This window comes from Labrys monachus (assembly GCF_030814655.1).
In the GTDB taxonomy this organism is placed as follows: domain Bacteria; phylum Pseudomonadota; class Alphaproteobacteria; order Rhizobiales; family Labraceae; genus Labrys; species Labrys monacha.
In genome coordinates this window covers 5,183,409-5,202,956 of sequence record NZ_JAUSVK010000001.1, presented here as the reverse complement: position 1 = coordinate 5,202,956, position 19,548 = coordinate 5,183,409, and the positions used below count along the sequence as shown (strand labels likewise).

The 19,548-nt window shown below is 66.5% G+C and carries 15 protein-coding genes; 7 read left to right on the top strand and 8 right to left on the bottom strand.

Annotated features, from left to right (window positions below; all coding sequences use genetic code 11):
- Positions 1-145 precede the first annotated feature (145 nt).
- Together J3R73_RS23800 and J3R73_RS23795 are read right to left on the bottom strand one after the other, a co-directional pair.
- Positions 146-1,777, bottom strand: a complete 1,632-nt coding sequence (locus J3R73_RS23800) for an FAD-binding dehydrogenase (RefSeq protein WP_307433059.1) — start codon at positions 1,775-1,777, stop codon at positions 146-148.
- Positions 1,778-1,836: 59 nt separating this feature from the next.
- Positions 1,837-2,160 (bottom strand): DUF6665 family protein, encoded by a 324-nt coding sequence (locus tag J3R73_RS23795; protein WP_307433056.1) that lies wholly within the window; start codon positions 2,158-2,160, stop codon positions 1,837-1,839.
- A 96-nt stretch (positions 2,161-2,256) separates the two neighbouring features.
- Here J3R73_RS23795 and J3R73_RS23790 point away from each other — a divergent pair, with 96 nt between their 5' ends.
- Positions 2,257-3,273, top strand: coding sequence for a formamidase (locus J3R73_RS23790; protein ID WP_307433053.1), 1,017 nt, complete (start codon positions 2,257-2,259; stop codon positions 3,271-3,273).
- A gap of 182 nt (positions 3,274-3,455) precedes the next feature.
- On the opposite strand, the gene J3R73_RS23785 is transcribed toward J3R73_RS23790, so the two are convergent.
- A complete protein-coding gene (locus J3R73_RS23785; protein WP_307433050.1) occupies positions 3,456-4,136 on the bottom strand; it encodes a flavin reductase family protein in 681 nt (226 codons plus the stop codon).
- A 343-nt stretch (positions 4,137-4,479) separates the two neighbouring features.
- On the opposite strand from J3R73_RS23785, the gene J3R73_RS23780 reads away from it, so the two are divergent.
- The 6 genes from J3R73_RS23780 (at position 4,480) to J3R73_RS23755 (ending at position 14,385) form a co-directional block, all read left to right on the top strand.
- The gene (locus J3R73_RS23780; protein ID WP_307433048.1) at positions 4,480-6,039 is read left to right on the top strand and encodes an amidohydrolase family protein; all 1,560 of its coding nucleotides are present in this window, start codon (positions 4,480-4,482) and stop codon (positions 6,037-6,039) included.
- A gap of 243 nt (positions 6,040-6,282) precedes the next feature.
- Complete coding sequence (locus J3R73_RS23775; protein ID WP_307433045.1) at positions 6,283-8,265, top strand: type I restriction-modification system subunit M; 1,983 nt, start codon at positions 6,283-6,285, stop codon at positions 8,263-8,265.
- A complete protein-coding gene (locus J3R73_RS23770) occupies positions 8,262-9,692 on the top strand; it encodes a restriction endonuclease subunit S (RefSeq protein WP_307433042.1) in 1,431 nt (476 codons plus the stop codon). The genes J3R73_RS23775 and J3R73_RS23770 overlap by 4 nt, the downstream gene beginning before the upstream one ends.
- Positions 9,693-9,694: 2 nt before the next feature.
- Positions 9,695-10,336 carry a type II toxin-antitoxin system toxin DNA ADP-ribosyl transferase DarT gene (gene darT / locus J3R73_RS23765; protein ID WP_307433039.1) on the top strand — a complete coding sequence of 214 codons (642 nt, stop codon included), beginning with the start codon at positions 9,695-9,697 and terminating at the stop codon, positions 10,334-10,336.
- A gap of 6 nt (positions 10,337-10,342) precedes the next feature.
- On the top strand, positions 10,343-11,383 hold the full coding sequence (gene darG / locus J3R73_RS23760) for a type II toxin-antitoxin system antitoxin DNA ADP-ribosyl glycohydrolase DarG (RefSeq protein ID WP_307433036.1): 1,041 nt from the start codon (positions 10,343-10,345) through the stop codon (positions 11,381-11,383).
- Positions 11,380-14,385, top strand: coding sequence for a type I restriction endonuclease subunit R (locus J3R73_RS23755; RefSeq protein ID WP_307433032.1), 3,006 nt, complete (start codon positions 11,380-11,382; stop codon positions 14,383-14,385). The genes darG and J3R73_RS23755 overlap by 4 nt, the downstream gene beginning before the upstream one ends.
- Positions 14,386-14,429: 44 nt before the next feature.
- Here the strand turns inward: J3R73_RS23755 and J3R73_RS23750 are convergent, their stop codons facing one another.
- From J3R73_RS23750 to J3R73_RS23730, 5 genes are all read right to left on the bottom strand, one after another.
- Positions 14,430-15,434, bottom strand: a complete 1,005-nt coding sequence (locus J3R73_RS23750; RefSeq protein WP_307433029.1) for a bifunctional riboflavin kinase/FAD synthetase — start codon at positions 15,432-15,434, stop codon at positions 14,430-14,432.
- Between the two features lie 11 nt (positions 15,435-15,445).
- Positions 15,446-16,315, bottom strand: coding sequence for a TIGR01459 family HAD-type hydrolase (locus J3R73_RS23745; protein ID WP_307433026.1), 870 nt, complete (start codon positions 16,313-16,315; stop codon positions 15,446-15,448).
- A gap of 65 nt (positions 16,316-16,380) precedes the next feature.
- The gene (locus J3R73_RS23740) at positions 16,381-17,226 is read right to left on the bottom strand and encodes a patatin-like phospholipase family protein (protein WP_307433023.1); all 846 of its coding nucleotides are present in this window, start codon (positions 17,224-17,226) and stop codon (positions 16,381-16,383) included.
- A 5-nt stretch (positions 17,227-17,231) separates the two neighbouring features.
- Positions 17,232-18,503, bottom strand: coding sequence for a phosphoribosylamine--glycine ligase (gene purD / locus J3R73_RS23735; RefSeq protein WP_307433020.1), 1,272 nt, complete (start codon positions 18,501-18,503; stop codon positions 17,232-17,234).
- A 168-nt stretch (positions 18,504-18,671) separates the two neighbouring features.
- Positions 18,672-19,544 carry a 4-(cytidine 5'-diphospho)-2-C-methyl-D-erythritol kinase gene (locus tag J3R73_RS23730; RefSeq protein ID WP_307433018.1) on the bottom strand — a complete coding sequence of 291 codons (873 nt, stop codon included), beginning with the start codon at positions 19,542-19,544 and terminating at the stop codon, positions 18,672-18,674.
- Between the last annotated feature and the right edge of the window lie 4 nt (positions 19,545-19,548).

The following is a 19,548-nucleotide window of genomic DNA, read 5'->3' as shown; positions in this document are numbered from 1 at the left end:
GGACGATAATTCGCAATATGCGCGACGCGTATGTCATGCGGGGTGAATAGCAGGGTATCGCGGCGGGATAAAGCGGGTGATGCGCCGAGTTTCAAATTGTCGGGCGTCTCCGACCGAATCCGGAAAATATCGTCGGCACGCCCCGTCAGACCGTTCGCGCCACCGCCCGCCCCGCCTGCCGGCCGGAGAACAGGCAGCCGCCGAGGAAGGAGCCTTCGAGCGCGCGATAGCCGTGCATGCCCCCGCCGCCGAAGCCCGATGCCTCGCCGGCGGCGTAAAGTCCGGGGATGACGGCGAGGTCCTGCCCGAACACGCGGCCGTCGAGGTCGGTCTCCAGGCCGCCGAGGGTCTTGCGGGTGAGGATATGAAGGCGCACGGCGATCAACGGGCCGTGGGCGGGGTCGAGCAGGGCATGGGGCTTGGCCGTGCGTACCAGCCGGTCGCCGACATAGCGTCTCGCATGGCGGATGCCGATGATCTGGCCGTCCTTGCCGAAGGCGTTGACGGCGGAGCGGTCCCGCATCTCGACCTCGCGCCGCACGGCGGCGGCGTCGAGGAGGGGCTCGCCGGCGAGCGCGTTCATGCCCGCCACCAGGCCGTCGAGGTCGTCGCGCACGACGAAATCCTCGCCGTGCCGCTTGAAGGCCTCGACCGGGCCGGTCGCCCGGCGGCCGAGGGCGCGGCGCAGCGTCAGCAGCCAGTCGCGGTTGGTGAGGTCCGGGTTCTGCTCGGAGCCCGACAGCGCGAATTCCTTGCGGATGATACTCTGGGTGAGGACGAACCAGGAATGGTCGAAGCTGGTCCCGCGCAGATGCGCGAGCGTCGCCAGCGTGTCGCAGCCCGGATAGAGCGGTCCCGGCAGGCGGCGACCGCGCGCGTCGAGCCAGAGCGGAGAGGGGCCCGGCAGAATGCGGATGCCGTGGTCCGGCCAGATCGGCGCCCAGTTCCTCACCCCCTCCGTGTAGTGCCACATGCGGTCGCGGTTGATCGGCCGGGCGCCGGCGTCCTCGGCGATGCCCAGCATGCGCCCGTCGACATGGGCCGGCACCCCCGAGACCATCGCCGACGGCGGCCGGCCGAGGCGCTCGGGCCAGTGGTGCCGCACCAGGTCGAAATTGCCGCCGATGCCGCCGCTGGCGACGATCACGGCCGGTGCGCGCAGCACGAAGTCGCCGCCCCTCTCCCGGGAGGTGGCGACGCCGCGGGCCGCCTCGCTCGGCGCCAGGACCGCGCCCTCGACGCCCTCCACGGCGCCGCCGGCCGTCAGCAGCCGGTCGACGCGATGGCGGAAGCGGAACGCGATCAGGCCCTTGCCCTCGGCCTCCAGCGCCCGCCTTTCGAAGGGCTCGAGCAGTCCCGGTCCGGTGCCCCAGGTGAGATGGAAACGCGGCACCGAATTGCCGCCGCGTTCGGCCCAGCCGACCACCGGGAAGATGCGGTGGCCCATCGCCCGGAGCCAGGCGCGCTTCTCGCCGGCGGCGAAGGCGAGATAGGCCTCGGCCCAGCGCCGGGGCCAGTAATCCTCGGCGCGGTCGAAGCCGGCGGCACCGAGCCAGTCCTGCACAGCGAGGTCGTGGCTGTCGCGGATGCCGAGGCGGCGCTGCTCGGGGCTGTCGACCAGGAACAGCCCGCCGAGCGACCAGAAGGCCTGCCCGCCGAGTGACTGGCGCGGCTCCTGGTCGAGCACGATCACCCGCCTGCCGGCCTGCGCCAGTTCCGTTGCCGCGACGAGCCCGGCGAGACCGGCGCCCACGATGATCGCATCCGCATCGGCCATGAAGCCTCCCTTTCCGGCGCTCTTTCGCGGCAAGGTGGCGCCGAGCGGCCGCCTGCAGCCTACTCTGTCTTCGGCCTTGCGCCGAGCCGCGCGATCACCTCGCGCGGGATGCCCATGTCGCGGATCACGGCGGCATGCGAGCCCTGTCCCATCAGCTCGCGCTGGATGAAATAGCCCCAGACGGCCTCGGCCGCCTCGGCGAGCAGGCGCGGCCGTTCCGGATCCGAAGGCGCCGCCGCCTTGAGCGCCGCCACGGCCTTGCCGGCCGCCTCGCCCGTCCGTTCGAGGGAGATCGCCTTCTCCACCCGGATCTCGGCCGCCATGACGTCAACGGCGGTGCGGGTTGACAGGCCGGAGATGTTCTGGGGCAGGCGCAGCGTCATGCCGCCATTCTGCCGCCGGTGCCGGGATTTGTCGATGGGGCCGCCGGCACGACAATTGCTTGGACGCACCGAACGACGAACCGCAGGAGGCGCGCGATGAACGGATTGGGTGGGTTGAACAAGGCGCCGGAAGGCGTCGTCATCGGACTGGTGCAGCTGCAGCTGCCGGTGGTGAAGACGCCGGCGGATCTTGCCCGCCAGACCGAGCGTATCGTCGGCCTCGTTGGCAAGGCGCGGGCCAACATGGCGACGATGGATCTCGTCGTCTTCCCCGAATATGCGCTGCACGGGCTTTCGATGGACACTTCGCCGGCGATCATGTGCTCGCTCGACGGACCCGAAGTCGCCGCCTTCAGGCAGGCCTGCATCGACAACCGCATCTGGGGCTGCTTCTCGATCATGGAGCTCAACCCCGGCGGCTACCCCTATAATTCCGGGCTGATCATCGACGACCAGGGCGAGATCAAGCTCTATTACCGCAAGTTCCACCCCTGGGTGCCGGTCGAGCCGTGGGAGCCGGGCGATATCGGCATTCCCGTGGTGACCGGCCCCAAGGGCGCGAAGATCGCGCTGATCATCTGTCATGACGGCATGTTCCCGGAGATGGCGCGCGAATGCGCCTACAAGGGCGCCGAGATCATGCTGCGCACGGCCGGCTACACCGCGCCGATGCGCGAGGCCTGGCGCTTCACCAACCAGGCCAATGCCTTCTGCAACCTGATGGTCACCGCCAGCGTGTGCATGAGCGGTTCCGACGGCGCCTTCGATTCGATGGGCGAGGGCATGGTGGTGAATTTCGACGGTTCCGTCATCGCGCACGGCACCTCTGGGCGGCCAGACGAGATCATCACCGCCGAGGTCCGGCCGGATCTCGTGCGCGAGGCGCGGAAATATTGGGCGGTGGAGAACAACATCTACCAGTTCGGCCATCGCGGCCTGACGGCGGTGGCGGGCGGAGCGGGCGACTGCCCCTACACCTATATGACGGACCTGGCGGCCGGCCGCTACCGCCTGCCGTGGGAGGACGAGGTCGTCCACAAAGACGGCACCGCCTATGGCTTCGACAAGCCGACCCGCCGCTACGGCGAGCGCCTGCCGAAGGCGGCGGAATAGCCGAGGCTCCGCGCCGGCACACTTCCCGGGAGCGCGGACGTCTCGTCCGCCCTTGTTCTCGGCGGGATGCCCCCAATCCAAGCGGGCCGCAAATAGCCCCGGGAGATCGGACCTTCGGTTCGCTCGGGACGGCCACCCGCCTCATCGCTCCCGTGAAATGCGGGCCGGCGCCAAGCGGGCGCCTATCGGTCCTCCCGTTCCCCGGCCTGCCGCTGCTCCCATTCCGCCACCGACATCGTCGGCAGGTCGAACTGGTCGCGGATGCGGGCATAGCCGTGGCCGCCCAGGCGTCCGATGGCGTCCATGCCGCGCTGGTCGACATGCTTGGTAAGCGGATCGACGGCGCCGGCCCGCACGAAGCAGCCGAGCACCAGCCCGAACACGATCTCGCGCGACTTGCCGACCTCCAGCGTCATGTGGCGGCGGCATTCCAGCGAGGCGGGCGCCTCGGCGATGCGCGGGCAGGCGACATGGGTGCCGGGAATGGCGGTCAGCCCCGCCATGGCGAGCTCGTCCACCCCAGGCGCGAACGGCACCGCGCACACATTCATCGCCTCGACCATGGCGTCGTCGACGATGTTGACGGTGAATTCCTCGGTCATGCGGATATTGTGTCCGGTGTCCTTGAAGCGCATGTCGGCATGGTTCTCGACACCGATGGCGACGAGGGCCGGGTCGGCCGAGAGCACGTTGAAGAAGCTGAACGGCGCTGCATTGACGCGCCCCTTCTCGTCCACCGTGGTGACGAAGGCGATCGGGCGCGGGATCACCGTGCCGATCAGCAGCTTATAGCGGTCGCGCGCCGACAGCGCGTTGAAATCGAAATGATGGTGCGTCGCGCCACCCTCGTCGACGGGCTTCATCCTCTCTGCCTCCTCCTGGCGCGCTCGTCCCGCCGGCTGCCGGCGGCCTCTTCCCCGCGCGCACGGCCTTCGAGCGCGGCGCCGAGGATCGCCCGGTGCAGGGCCAGGTCGACGAGATCGGGACGGGGCGGGAAGGGGAGCAAGGGTGCCAGCCGGAGCGGAGGGATGTCCGGCCATTCTTGTATAGGCGGTCGGCCGGATCAAGGATGCGGGAGGCGGAAAATCCGGGCAGGCGTGTTTGGCGGAAGGCCGACCTTGGCATTGCCGGGACGAGTCTGGCAATGCCAAGGTCGGGCCTCGCTCTCGACCTTCCCCCCACACCGGACCGCATCAGGAGACGAGCATGACGGCGCAGCACGGCCCCTTCCTCATCCGCGCCCGGGCGGTGATCCGCGGCGTCGACGCGGCCGGCGAGGCGGAGATCGTCGAGGATGCGGCGATCCACGTCGTCGACGGCGCCGTCGCGGCCATCGGCGAGGCCGGCGCGATGATTGCGGCCCATCCGGATCTGCCGGTCGAGGGCGGGCCGGACACCGTGGCGATGCCGGGCCTCGTCAACGGCCACCACCATTTCGGCCTGACGCCGCTGATGATGGGCGTGCCGTTCGCGCCGCTCGAGCTCTGGCTGCCGCATTTCCGCGGCATGCGGCGCATCGGCCAGCGGCTCGACACGCTCTATGCCGCCATCGAGATGCTGGAGAGCGGCACCACCGCCGTCCAGCACATCCAGAGCGGTCTCAGCGGGCCGGAAAGCGCCTGGGAGGCGACCGCCGACGAGGTGATCACGTCCTACAGGGACATCGGCATGCGGGTCTCCTGGTCGTTCATGATCCGCGACCGCAACCAGCTGACCTATGAGGACGACGCCACGTTCCTCGCCGGCCTGCCGGACGACCTCGCGGCGCATGTCCGGGCCGAGATCGCGGCGAGCCAGCCGCCGATCGCCCGCTTCATGGCCTTCTTCGAGGCCGCCGCCCGGCGCTGGCGCGCACGCGACGCCGACGGCGTCCGTCTGCAGCTCGCGCCCGCCAATCTGCATTGGTGCTCCGATGCCTGCCTGGAGGCGATCTTCGACACGGCGCGCCGCCACGGCGCCAAGGTCCACATGCATCTGGTCGAGACCGAGCGCCAGGCCGATTTCGCCCGCCGCCGCACCGGCTGCTCGGCCATCGGCCATCTCCACCGCCTCGGCTGTCTCGGGCCGGACCTGACGCTCGGCCACGGCATCTGGGTGAGCCCGGACGACCTCGACCTCCTCGCCGGCCATGGCTGCCAGGTCTGCCACAATGCGAGCTCGGGCCTGCGGCTTGCCAGCGGCATTGCGCCGGTGACGGAGATGACGAAGCGCGGCATCCGCGTCGCGCTCGGCATCGACCAGTCGAACATCGACGACGACCGCAACATGCTCACCGAGATGGGCCTCGTCTGGGCGCTCCATCGCGGCGCCTCGCTGTGGGGGCCGCGTCTCTCGCCCGCTGCGGTGTTCCAGATGGCGACCGAGCACGCCGCCGGCACCACCGGTTTCGCCGGCCGCATCGGCCGGCTGGACCCCGGACGCGCCGCCGACATCGTGCTGCTCGACTGGCGCGCCGTCGCCCGCCCCTGGCTCGACCCGCGCACCGGCCTCCTCGACGCCGTGGTGCTGCGTGCCCGCCAGAAGGCGGTCGACACCGTCTTCGTCGGCGGCCGCAAGGTGGTGGCGGCGGGAAAAGTCATCTCGATCGACCGCGACGGCGTCCTCGCTGACATCGCCGCCCGGCTCGAGGCGCCGCCGACCGCGGCCGAGCGCACGGCCCGGGCGATGACGGAGCGGCTGATGCCGCATCTGGAGGGCTGGTTCAGGCGGCATGAGGAGAACGAGGCGGCGAGGCCCTATCGGTATAACCGGTTTCATGAGGGGTAGGGGAGCGTTTCGGACACCGTTGCGGATAGGGGCGCCGGTCTGGCGGCGTTGATCCTTTTCCGCCCGAAAGAGTAGTTTGATCGCCGTGGAATTCAGCCCTAAAAGCAGATCGGCGCGGAGGCCCAGGAGCGCCGCTGTTGCTGACGGCTGATTCGTCGTCCCCGCGGCAAGGATGTTTATTGGCAGTAGTGGTTGATGCGGGTCCGGATGCCGCGCTGTTCACCGCTGAGGTAGGGAGCAGGCATGAGTAATGGCGATCTGAATTGGATCACGAACTTCATCTGGGGGATTGCCGACGACGCCCTCCGGGACCTCTATGTGCGCGGCAAATATCGCGACGTGATCCTGCCGATGACCGTGCTCCGCCGGCTCGACGCCGTACTCGAACCTACCAAGCAGGCCGTCCTGTCGATGAAAGCCAGTCTCGACAAGGCAGGGATTACGAACCAGGACGCCGCCCTTCGGCAGGCGGCCGGACAGGCCTTCTACAACACCTCCCGCTTCACGCTCCGCGACCTGCGCAACCGCTCGAGCCAGGCACAATTGAAGGCGGATTTCGAAGCCTATCTGGATGGTTTCTCGCCGAATGTTCAGGAGATTCTCGACAATTTCGAGTTCCGCAACCAGGTCCCGAAGCTTTCCAAGGCGGACGTTCTGGGGACCCTGATCGAGAAATTCCTCGATTCGTCGATCAACCTCGGTCCCAAGCCCGTGCTGAACGGCGACGGTTCGGTGAAGCATCCCGGTCTCGACAACCACGCCATGGGCACGATGTTCGAGGAACTGGTCCGGCGCTTCAACGAGGCCAACAACGAAGAGGCCGGCGAGCACTGGACCCCCCGCGACGCGGTCAAGCTGATGGCGCGGCTGATCTTTGTGCCGATCGCGGATCGCCTCACCTCGGGCACCTACCTGCTCTATGACGGCGCCTGCGGCACCGGCGGCATGCTGACAGTGGCCGAAGAAACGCTGAACGAACTCGCCGAGCAGCACGGCAAGGAGGTCTCGACCCATCTGTTCGGGCAGGAGATCAACGCCGAAACCTACGCCATCGCCAAGGCCGATCTGCTGCTGAAGGGCGAGGGCGAAGAGGCCGACAATATCGTCGGCGGGCCGGAATGGTCGACGCTGGCGAACGACGCATTCCCCTCGCGCGAATTCGATTTCATGCTGTCCAATCCGCCCTATGGCAAGAGCTGGAAGAGCGACCAGGAGCGCATGGGCGGCAAGGCGGGGATACGCGACCCGCGCTTCGTCATCGACCATGCGGGCGATGCCGAATACAGCCTCGTCACGCGTTCCAGCGACGGGCAGATGCTGTTCCTTGCGAACATGCTGTCGAAGATGAAGCACAGCACGCCACTCGGAAGCCGCATCGCGGAGGTCCACAACGGCTCGTCGCTGTTCACCGGTGACGCCGGCAGCGGCGAAAGCAATGTGCGGCGCTGGATCATCGAGAACGACTGGCTGGAAGCCATCGTCGCGCTGCCGCTGAACATGTTCTACAACACCGGCATCGCCACCTATGTCTGGGTGCTGAGCAACCGCAAGCCGGGCCATCGGCGCGGCAAGGTGCAACTCATCGACGCAACGGCGTGGTTCAAGCCGCTGCGCAAGAATCTCGGCAAGAAGAACTGCGAACTGGCCGACGCCGACATCGGGCGCATCGTCGAGACGTTCCTGGCGTTCGAGGAGACGGAGCAGTCGCGCATCTTCGACAATGCCGAATACGGCTACTGGAAGGTGACGGTCGAGCGGCCCTTGCGCGCCACGGGAATCGACGCGACTCGCGCCTATGCGCCGAAAGAGATCAAGGCGCTGAAGGAGGAGGGACGGATATCGGAGGATGGCAAGCCTGTCATCCGGCGCGTTCACAAGCCCGGCAAAGTGACAGCCGATCCGCTGCGCGGGCTGTTCCCTGTGACGATCGGCGGCAAGCGCTGCGTGGTGGAATATGAGCCCGACAGCGATCTGCGCGACACCGAGACGGTGCCGCTCAAGGAGCCCGGCGGGATCGAGGCGTTCATCCGCCGCGAGGTGCTGCCGCACGCGCCGGACGCCTGGATCGACGAGGCCAAGACCACGATCGGCTACGAGATCAGCTTCACCCGCTATTTCTACAAGCCGCAACCTCTGCGCCCGCTGGAGGCGATCCGCGCCGATATTCTGGCGTTGGAGCGCGAGACCGAGGGGCTGATGGCCGACATCATCGGGGTTGGGCGATGATCGATGGGTTGCGCCCCTATCCTGAGATGAAGCCGAGTGGCGTGGATTGGCTCGGTGAAGTGCCCGTCGGTTGGGATGTTCACCGCGCGAAATACGCTTTCCGTGAGGTCGATGACAGATCCGAGCAGGGCGACGAGGAATTGCTTTCGGTTTCGCACAAGACCGGTGTGACCCCTCGCAGCCTGAAGAACGTCACGATGTTCATGGCTGAGAGCTACGAGGGCCACAAGGTCTGCCGGCCGGGGGACATCGTGGTGAACACGATGTGGGCATGGATGGCGGCTCTCGGTATCACCCGACAGATCGGTATTGTAAGCCCAGCCTATGGGGTTTATCGGCCTCGAAGCTCGGCCCATTTTGAACCCAGGTTTCTCGATTACCTGCTTCGGACGGATGTGTATCGGGCCGAGTACGTGCGCAGTTCGCGCGGCATTACGACATCCAGGCTGCGCCTCTACCCGCCGGACTTTCTCGATATTCCTTTCATTCAGCCCCAGCTCGACGAACAGCGGCTGATCGTGCGGTTTCTGGATTGGCATGGGGCGCAGACGGCGAAGCTGGTCCGCGCCAAGAAGAAGATCATCGCGCTGCTGAACGAGCAGAAGCAGGCGATCATCCACCGCGCCGTCACTCGCGGTCTCGACCCGAACGCCAAACTCAAACCATCGGGCGTTCCCTGGCTGGGCGATGTGCCGGAGGGGTGGGAGGTGAAGAGGCTCCGCAACATAAGCCGAAGCATTACGAGTGGCTCGCGCGGTTGGTCGCGCTATGCCGCAGATCAAGGCCCTTTGTTTATTCGAATCGCCAATTTGTCTCGAACAGGCCTTCATCTTCGTTTTGACGACGTTGTACGCCTAGCACTGCCCGCCGCCGAACTCGGTGAAGCGGCACGCACGCGAACGTCGGCCGGTGACCTGCTGCTCTCCATCACAGCTTATATCGGGTCGGTGGCGATTGTGCCCGATGACATTGGGGAGGCCTACGTCAGCCAGCATGTCGCTTGCTGCCGGCTCATTCCCCAGGTGAACGCTCGTTGGATTGGATATGTATTACTATCGCCGGTCGGGCAAGCCCATGGCACCCTGTCGATGTATGGGGGAACGAAGCAAGGCCTGTCTCTAGGTGATGTCAAAAATTATATAGTCCTTCTACCGCCTGTAGAAATGCAAGACAACATTGCGGATTGGATTGATAAAGCCACCCGTCAAATTTCAGACTCTATTTCCGCGTTTGAGCACGAAATCGCCCTCATCCAGGAATTCCGCACGCGCCTGATCGCCGATGTCGTCACCGGCAAGCTCGATGTCCGCGCCGCCGCGGCCCGCCTGCCCGAGATTGCCGAGATTGAGCTCGTCGACGATCTGACCGAGGGCGACGACCTCGACGAAGCAATCGACGATACCGAGAACGAGGAGGTGGCCGCCTGACCATGCCCGTTCCGGCCCACCCGAAAGTCTACCACATCGTCCATGTCGACAACCTCGCGTCGATCATCGCGGAGGGCTGCCTGTGGTCGGACGCGGTGATGGTTCAGCGGCAGGGCGGCACGGTCATCGGCATGGGAAATATCAAGCAGCGCCGCCTTGGCCTTCCTGTCTCCTGCCACCAAGGACTGCACGTTGGTGATTGCGTGCCATTCTATTTCTGTTCTCGATCGATCATGCTCTATGTCATCCATTGCGCGAACCATCCAGAACTTGCCTACCAAGGCGGCCAGCAGCCGATCGTCCATCTGGAGGCCGATCTGCATGGCGTCGTGCAATGGGCGGCGGCGAGCGGGCGGCGCTGGGCGTTCTCGCTGTCGAACGCGGGGGCTTTCTATACCCAATTCCGCGCGGAGTTGGCGCAGTTGGGCGAGATCAACTGGGACGCCGTCGCGGCTTCCGATTTCCGTCCGGCGGATGTCAAGGAAGCCAAGCAGGCCGAGTTTCTGGTCGAGCGTTCGTTTCCCTGGCACCTTGTCGAGCGTATCGGCGTGCATTCCCAGGCCATCGTGTCCAGGGTGGTGAACGCCATGCAGGGGACGACATATCGGCCGGTGATCGAGATCAAGCGGGACTGGTACTACTGAAGGGAGATGGCGATGATCGAATTCACGACCGGAGACATCTTGCGGGCCGACGCGGAAGCGCTGGTCAACACCGTCAATTGCGTCGGCGTCATGGGCCGCGGCATCGCCCTTCAATTCAAGAATGCCTTTCCCGCGAACTTCAGAGCCTATGAAGCCGCCTGCGTGCGGGAGGAGGTGCAGCCGGGCAGGATGTTCGTTTTCGAGACCCGCACCCTGGGCAATCCGAAGCTCATCATCAACTTCCCCACCAAACGCCATTGGAAGGGCAAGAGCCGGATGGAGGACATCGACTCCGGTCTGAAGGCGCTGGTGGAAGAAATTCGCAATCGCGGCATCCGCTCCATCGCCATCCCGCCGCTCGGCAGCGGCCTCGGCGGGCTGAACTGGGCAGAGGTGCGACCCCGCATCGAGGCGGCGCTGCGCGGGTTCAACGATCTCCACGCCGTCATCTTCGAGCCGAGCAGTGTGCCGGTAGCGACGAAGTCGCGCGAAGTGCCGAACATGACGCCCGGCCGCGCCGCGCTGGTCGTGCTGATGAATCGCTATCTCGGCGGCCTGATGGACCCGTTCGTGACGTTGATCGAGGTCCAGAAGCTGATGTATTTCATGCAGGAGGCCGGCGAACCGCTTCGGCTGAACTACGTCAAACACCATTACGGCCCCTATGCCGACAATCTGCGCCATGTCCTGACGAAGATCGAAGGGCATCTCGTGTCCGGATATCACGATGGCGGCGACGCACCCGACAAGCAGCTTGAGCTGGTTCCGGGGGCCGTGCGGGACGCCGAAGCCTTCTTGGCGGAAGACAGCGACACGCGCGGCCGCTTCGATCGGGTGGGCAGGCTGGTCGAGGGGTTCGAGACGCCGTTCGGGCTTGAATTGCTGGCGACCGTCCATTGGGTCGCGACGCGTGAGAACGCGACCGACCCGGAAGATGCAGCGGCAAAGGTCTATGCCTGGAACGAGCGCAAGAAGCGCTTCTCGCCGCGTCAGATCGGGATCGCCTTCGAGACCCTTCGTATGAATGGGTGGCTGGCGGCGGCATGAAAACCGATACGTCGGAAAAGGGCCTGGAAGCTCTCATCGTCGCCGACATGACGGGCCGCGCGGTGGTCTCGGCCGGCGTCGGCTTTTCCGAGGAGCCGGAGCCTTTCGTCGGGCTGCACAATTGGCTCCTGGGCGATCCGAAGGCCTATGATCGGGCATGGACTATCGATCTTGTCCAACTGCGCGCCTTTGTCGCGGCGGCGCAACCGCTCATGCTTCCGGCGCTCGATCTCGATAACGACGGCCCGATACGCCAGAAAGCTCTCGCCCGCCTGCAAGGCGAGATCGGCAGACGCGGCGTGATCGACGTGCTGCGACATGGCATCAAGCATGGCCAATACGATTTGGACCTGTTCTACGGCACTCCGTCACCGGGCAATTCGAAAGCCGCCGAGCGCTTTGCGCTGAACCGCTTCTCCGTCACGCGCCAGCTTCGCTACAGCCGGGATGATACCGCCCACGCGCTGGATCTGGCGCTGTTCATCAACGGCCTGCCCGTGGCGACGTTCGAACTCAAGAACAACCTGACCAAGCAGACCGTCGAGGACGCAGTCGAGCAATACAAGCGCGACCGCGACCCGCGCGAGAAGCTGTTCGAATTCGGCCGGTGCATGGTGCATTTCGCCGTGGACGACGCCCAGGTGATGTTCTGCACGCATCTCAGAGGCAAAGCATCCTGGTTCCTGCCCTTCAACAAAGGCTGGAACGACGGCGCCGGCAATCCGCCCAATCCGAACGGCTTGAAGACGGACTACCTCTGGAAGGACATCCTGACGCCGTTGGGGCTGACCGATATCATCGAAAACTATGCGCAGTTCATCGAGCGCAAGGACGCCAAGACCGGCAAGGCAAAGCGCGATCAGCTCTTCCCGCGCTTCCACCAGCTCGATGTCGTCCGCAAGCTGCTGGCCGACGCCCGGTCGAAGGGCGCCGGTCGGCGCGTGCTGATCCAGCATTCCGCCGGCTCGGGAAAGTCAAACTCGATTGCATGGCTGGCACATCAGTTGGTCCGCCTCGCCAATGACGCGGCCCAGGTGTTTGATTCAGTGATCGTCGTAACCGATCGGCGGATACTCGATCATCAGATCCGCGACACCATCAAACAGTTTGCCCAGGTAGGCGCGACGGTGGGGCATGCCGAGCATTCCGGCGATCTCCGGCACTTCATCGCCGATGGGAAGAAGATCATCATCACGACGGTCCAGAAATTCCCCTTCATCCTGAATGACATCGGTACCCAGCATAAGGACCGGCGTTTCGCGATCATCATCGACGAGGCCCATTCCAGCCAGGGCGGCAAGGCTGCCGCCGCATTGAACGCCGCCCTGACCGGGGCGGATGATGGGGACGAAGACGAGACCGTCGAGGACAGGATCAACGCGATCATGGAGCGGCGCAAGATGCTCCCCAACGCGAGCTATTTCGCCTTCACCGCAACGCCGAAGAACAAGACGCTTGAGATATTCGGCGAATCCTGTCCCGAAGGCGACAAGGTCAAGCATCGCCCTTTCCACAGCTACACCATGAAGCAGGCGATCCAGGAGGGTTTCATCCTCGACGTGCTTCGTTATTACACGCCGGTCAACAGCTATTACCGGCTGGTCAAGACCGTCGAGGCGGACCCAGAGTTCGACACCAAGCGCGCCACGAAGAAGCTGCGCCGCTATGTCGAAAGCAACGACCATGCGATCCGCCTCAAGGCGGAGATCATGGTGGATCACTTCCATGAGCAGGTGCTGGCACTCAACAAGATCGCCGGCCAAGCTCGTGCCATGGTGGTGACCTCCGGCATCGAGCGGGCCGTCCAGTATTTCCGGGCGATCACCGCTTACCTCGTCGAACGCAAGAGCCCTTACCGCGCCATCGTCGCATTCTCGGGCGAACATGAGGTCGGCGGAGCCAAGGTCACGGAAGCTGGCCTGAATGGTTTCCCGTCGGCGGACATCGTCGATCGGATCGAGAAGGACCCGTATCGGCTCCTCATCTGCGCAGACAAGTTCCAGACAGGCTACGATCAGCCCTTGCTTCATACGATGTATGTCGACAAAGCTCTCTCCGGCATCAAGGCGGTACAAACGCTTTCGAGGCTGAATCGGGCGCATCCCCAGAAGTACGACACCTTCGTGCTCGACTTCATGAACGATGCCGACACCATACGGGCATCTTTCGAGACCTTCTACCGCACGACCCTCCTCAGTGACGAGACCGACCCCAACCGGCTGCACGATCTCGAAACGGCGCTGAAGAGATGCGAGGTCTATCGGCCGTCCCAGGTAGACCAGCTTGTCGAACTCTATCTTGCTGGTGCCGATCGCGATCGGCTGGACCCGATACTGGACGCATGCGTGGCGGTCTATAATGCGGATCTGGACGAGAGCGGACAGGTCGATTTCAAGGGAAAGGCAAAGGCCTTTGCCCGAACCTACGCCTTCCTTTCATCGATTCTGCCCTTTACGAGCGCGAACTGGGAAAAGCTTTCGATCTTCCTGAATTTCCTGATCCCGAAATTGCCCGCGCCCCGCGAAGAGGATCTTTCGAAGGGCATTCTCGAAGCGATCGACATCGATAGCTACCGGGTCGAGAAACTGGCCGCCCGGCACGTGCAATTGGCTGATCAGGATGTGGAGATCGACCCTGTTGCCGCCGATGGCGGCGGCGGCAGATCAGAACCGGAACTCGATCGGTTGTCCCATATCATTCAAAGTTTCAACGACCTGTTCGGGAATGTCACCTGGGAAGACGCCGACCGCATCCGACGATTAATCGCCACCGAAATTCCGGACAAGGTGGCCGCGAACGCCGCATACCGCAACGCGAAGCAAAATTCCGACAAGCAGAATGCGCGGATCGAGCACGACCGGGCGCTGGGGAGCGTTATCGTCGGGTTGATGAAGGACGATACGGAGCTGTTCAAACAATTCAGCGACAATCCAGATTTCAGGCGGTGGTTGGCCGACACGATTTTTTCGGCGACTTACGATCGCTCGTCATCTTCGTCGTAGAACTTTCCAGCTTCCCTCCAGTGCCCGCTTGCCCCTGCCCGCCCTCATCCCCGGGCCGTCATCTCTCGTGCCAGCCGGCTGTCCTCGTTCATCCGCGCCACCAGCGCGTCGATCGAATCGAACTTCTCCTCGCCGCGGATCCAGCCGACGAAGGTGATTTCGAGGGTCTTGCCGTAGAGGTCGCCGCCGAAATCGAACAGATAGGTTTCGAGCAGGGGCGGGCCGTTGTCGAAGGTCGGGCGGCGACCGAAGCTGGCGACGCCCGGGCGGACGACGCCGTCGACGACGGTTCGCACCGCGTAAATGCCGTGGGCGAGGCCGCAATCGGGGTCGAGCGCCATGTTGGCGGTGGGAAAGCCGAGCTCGCGCCCGCGCTTTTCCCCGTGCACGACGGTGCCGAGCACCGACCATTCATGGCCGAGCAGCCGGTTCGCCCTGATGATGTTGCCTTCGCCGAGCGCCCGGCGGATGGCGGAGGAGGACACGGCCTCGCCGGCGTCGCGGGTCGGCGCGACGATGGCGATGTCGAGCCCGAGCGTGCGGCCGTGCCGGACCAGGAATTCCGGCGTGCCGCGGCGGTCCTTGCCGAAATGGAAATCATAGCCGACGGCGATGGCGTGGGCGCCGAGGCGGCGGACCACCAGCTCCTCGAGGAAATCCTCCGCCGTCATGTTGGCGAGCGCGCGGTCGAAGGTGAGGGTGACGAGCGCCGCGAGGCCGGCGCGCTCCAGGAGGAGGGCCTTCAGGGCGGGCGGCGTCAGGCGGAACAGCGTCTCGTCCGGACGGAACAGGCGGCGGGGATGCGGCTCGAAGCTGAGGGCGATCGCCGGCCGGTGCCGGTGCGGTGCTCCCGGCTGGGGCGGCGTCGGCACGGGTTGCGGCGGACCGGCCTGCGTCTCCCGGGCCTGCATGCCCCTGGCGAGCGCTTCGGCCGCCTCGATCACCGCCTGATGCCCGCGATGGACGCCGTCGAAATTGCCGATCGCCACGGCGGCGCCGTGAAGATGGGCAGGCAGGCTGACGGGATCGAGGAATTGCTCAAAAGCCATGATGGTCCCATTTACCAGATCAGGCGCGGCATCACCGCGTCGGGAACGACGCCCTTGTCGCGCAGGAAGGCGGCGAGCGCCACGGGATCGACCGCGCCGTCGCCATGGCCCGCCTCCAGGGCGTGGATGCCGCTGGCGATGAACAGCGCGCCGCAGCCGATCGCCGCCGCGCCCGTGAGGTCGGTGCGCACGGAATCGCCGATGGCGAGCGTTCGCTCCGGCGGCGTCGGGCCGCCCCGGATGGTGGCGGCGACCGCGAAGGCGGCGTCGTAGATCGGCTTGAACGGCTTGCCGCAGATGATCGCCTCGCCGCCGATGGCGCGATAGGCCTCGGCGATGGCGCCGGCGCAGTAGATCATGATGCCGCCGCGGTCGACCACCAGGTCCGGATTGGCGCAGATCATCGGCACCTTGCGGGCGAGCAGGGCCTCCAGCATCGGCCGGTAGGTCTCGGGCGTCTCGGTGGTGTCGTCGAACAGGCCGGTGCAGACGACGATTTCGGCATCGGCGGGGCCGGCGAAGGCGATGTCGAAGCCGTGGAAGAGCGGCCGGTCGCGATCGGGCCCGAGATGGAAGATCTTCTGAGCGGCGACGGCGCCGATATGCGAGCGCGTGACGTCGCCGGAGGTGACGATGGCGTCCCAGGTGCTGCGCGGCAGGCCGAGGCCGTCGAGCTGCGGCACCACCGATTCGGCCGGGCGCGGCGCGTTGGAGACCAGCACCACAGTGCCGCCGCCCTTGCGGTAGGCGGCGAGCGCCTCGGCGACGCCGGGGAAGACGGCGCGCCCGTTATGGATGACCCCCCATATGTCGCAGAAGACGAGGTCATAGGCCGGCGCGATGTCGCGGAGGCCGCTGAGGAGACGGGGCGTTTGAGGCAAGTCGAAGCCTTTCGAGGATGGAGGCCGCCTCTTCCATAGACCGTGAGGGCGAGCGTTGAAAGTCATCATCTCCGCTCCAGCAGGGCGGCCAGCCGGCGCTTCAACTCGTCCTTGGCCGGCCGCGCCAGGCGGAATATGGCGCTCGACAGGGCGAAGTCGAGGCCTCCGAAGGCGCCGACATTCGGCCGGATCAGGATATCCGGGCGGTGGCGCAGCATCTTTTCCTCGATGATGGCGGCCTGCATGATCTGCAGTGCGCCGAACAGCGCCGCCCAGGCGCCGGGCGGGCCCTCGGAGCGCGGGGAGGAGCCCGCGCCCGTCACGTCGATGCCGACCAGGATGTCGGCCTTGCCGGCGATGTGGTCGATCGGCAGCGGGTTGGTGGTGGCGCCGTCGATCAGCACGTCGGAGCCGATGGTCACCGGCCGCACCAGGCCCGGGATCGCCATCGAGGCGGCGACGGCGCGGCGCAGCGGGCCGGCGGTGAAGACCTTTTCCCGGCGCGCATGGAAATCGGTGGCGACCACCGTCAGCGGAATGGTGCAGCGCGCGAAGTCCTGCGCCACCGCCTCGGGCAGGAAGGCGTCGCAGAGGGCTTCCGCATCCACCATCACCGGATTTCCCATATGCGAGAAGAGATCGGCGAAGCGGCCGCTGCGGGCGGCGAGCAATTTGCCGCGCAGGCCGCGCCTGTCGGCCAGCAAGGCGAGCGTGTGCTCGCGGATCTCGGCGGCGCTGAGGCCGCTGGCATAGGCCGCCGCGAAGATGGCGCCCATCGAGGTGCCGGCGAGGGCGACCGGCCTGACCCCGAGCTCGTCGAAGGCCTCCAGCATGGCGACATGGGCAAGGCCCCGCGCCCCGCCGCCGCCCAGAGCGAGCGCGACCGTCGGGCCGGCGGGCGCTGCCCCCATCGCCGTCAGCCGCGCCCGACCGCCCGCCAGCCGATGTCGCGGCGGCAGAAGCCTTCCGGCCAGTCGACGAGGTCGACCGCCTCATAGGCGCGGTGCTGCGCCTCGGCGACCGATGCGCCGGTGGCGGTGATGCCGAGCACGCGGCCTCCGTCGGCGAGGATGCGGTCGCCGCTGCGCCTGGTGCCGGCATGGAACACCAGCACGTCGTCGATCGAGGCGGCCTTGGCGAGGTTGCGGATTTCCGATCCCTTGGCCACCGGGCCCGGATAACCCTGGGCCGCCATCACCACGCACAGCGCCGCCTCGCTCTTCCAGCGCAGCGAGACATTGGCGAGCACGCCGTCGGCCGAGGCGATCAGCGCCGGCAGGATATCGGACCGCAGCCGCGGCATCAGCACCTGGGCCTCGGGATCGCCGAAGCGGACATTGTATTCGATCAGCTCCGGGCCGTCCTTGGTGATCATCAGGCCGGCGAACAGCACGCCCTTGAATGGCGTGCCGCGCGCCGCCATGGCGCGGATGGTCGGCCGGATGATCTCGGCCATGACGCGTTCCTCCATCGCCGCGGTCATCACCGGCGCGGGGGAATAGGCGCCCATGCCGCCGGTATTGGGGCCGAGATCCCCCTCGAAGACGCGCTTGTGGTCCTGCGCCGAGGCCAGGGCGATGGCGTCCTTGCCGTCGCACAGAGCGAAGAAGCTCGCTTCCTCCCCTTCGAGGAAGGCCTCGACCACCGCTTCGGGGCCCGATGCGCCCACGGCGCCGGCGAAGATCGCGTCGAGCGCGGCCTCAGCCTCCTCGACCGTCTGCGCCACCACCACGCCCTTGCCGGCAGCGAGCCCGTCCGCCTTGACGACGATCGGCGCGCCGGCGGCGCGGACATGGGCCTTCGCCGCCTCGGCTTCGGTGAAGCGGCGGTAATCGGCGGTGGGGATGCCGAATTCGCGGCACAGATCCTTGGTATAGCCCTTGGAGCCTTCGAGCTGCGCCGCCTGGCGCGACGGCCCGAACGCCTTGATGCCCGCCGCGGCGAGATCGTCGACGAGGCCGGCCACCAGCGGCAGCTCGGGGCCGATCACCACGAAGTCGATGGCATTGGCGTGGCAGAAATCGATGAGCGCGTCATGGTCGCTGCCGTCGACGCCGACGCAGACCGCGCATTCCTCGATGCCGGGATTGCCCGGCGCGGCGAACAGCCTGTCGCAGAGGGGGCTCGCCGAAATCGCCCAGGCCAAAGCGTGCTCCCGCCCTCCCGAGCCGACCAGAAGAATATTCATCTCAACCGCCTGACAAGATGGCACCGGCCGCAGGAACGGCACCGCGCCCTTTCGGCGACCTTTGCCCGATCGCCCGCGCGGACGCAATGCGACGCCGCTGCGATTGTCGCACAAAACGGCATGCGGACGACACGCTTCCCTCCTTGGGGCGGCTTCCTCCGGCGCCCGTCAAAGCGTCGTCTCCACCACCCACCAGCCGGGTCTCGCGGCGCGGATCGCGTCCTGTGCCGCGCGGGCGGCCTGCGGCGTCTCGAACAGGCCGAACACGGTGGCGCCGGAGCCCGACATGCGGGCGAGGCGGCAGGCCTCCTGCGCCCGCACCACCGCGAGGGCCTCGCCGATGACGGGGCGGAGGGCGATCGACGGCGGTTCGAGGTCGTTGCGGCCATGCGAGAGCAGTTCGATCAGTTCGGCGGCGCCGTGCGTCGCCTCGACCGCCCGTCCCACCGTTTCCGGATAGGGCGCGGCGCAGCCCGCCTCGAGCCCCAGCGCCTTGAAGATCTCGGCGGTGGGGGTCGCCACCCTGGGGTTGACCAGCACGGCCGGCAGCGGCGGCAGCTCGATCGGGCGGGAGAGGATCTCGCCGGCGCCGCGCATCCAGCGCGGCTTGGCCTCGAGGCAGACCGGCACGTCCGATCCGGTCGCGAGCGCCGCCTGCATCACTGCCGCATTGGCAAGCGGGAGGCCGTTGGCGCGCGCGAGCAGGCGCAGCGCCGCCGCAGCGTCGGCCGAGCCGCCGCCGAGCCCGGCCGCGACGGGAAGATTCTTGATGAGGTGGAAACGGCCGAGCGTGAGGCCCGGCCTGAGGCGCGCCAGCGCATGGGCGGCCTTCAGCACCAGATTGTCGGCGAGGATGCCGGCGTCGGGCGCCGTCGGCCCCGCCACGTCGAGCGACAGCTCCGGCCCGGGCTCGAAGGTGAGCTCGTCGGCGATCGTGGCGAACACCACCAGACTGTCGAGGATATGGTAGCCGTCCCGGCGGCGTCCCAGCACCGCCAGGGTCAGGTTGACCTTGGCCGGTGCTTTTTCATGCAGCCGCATGGCC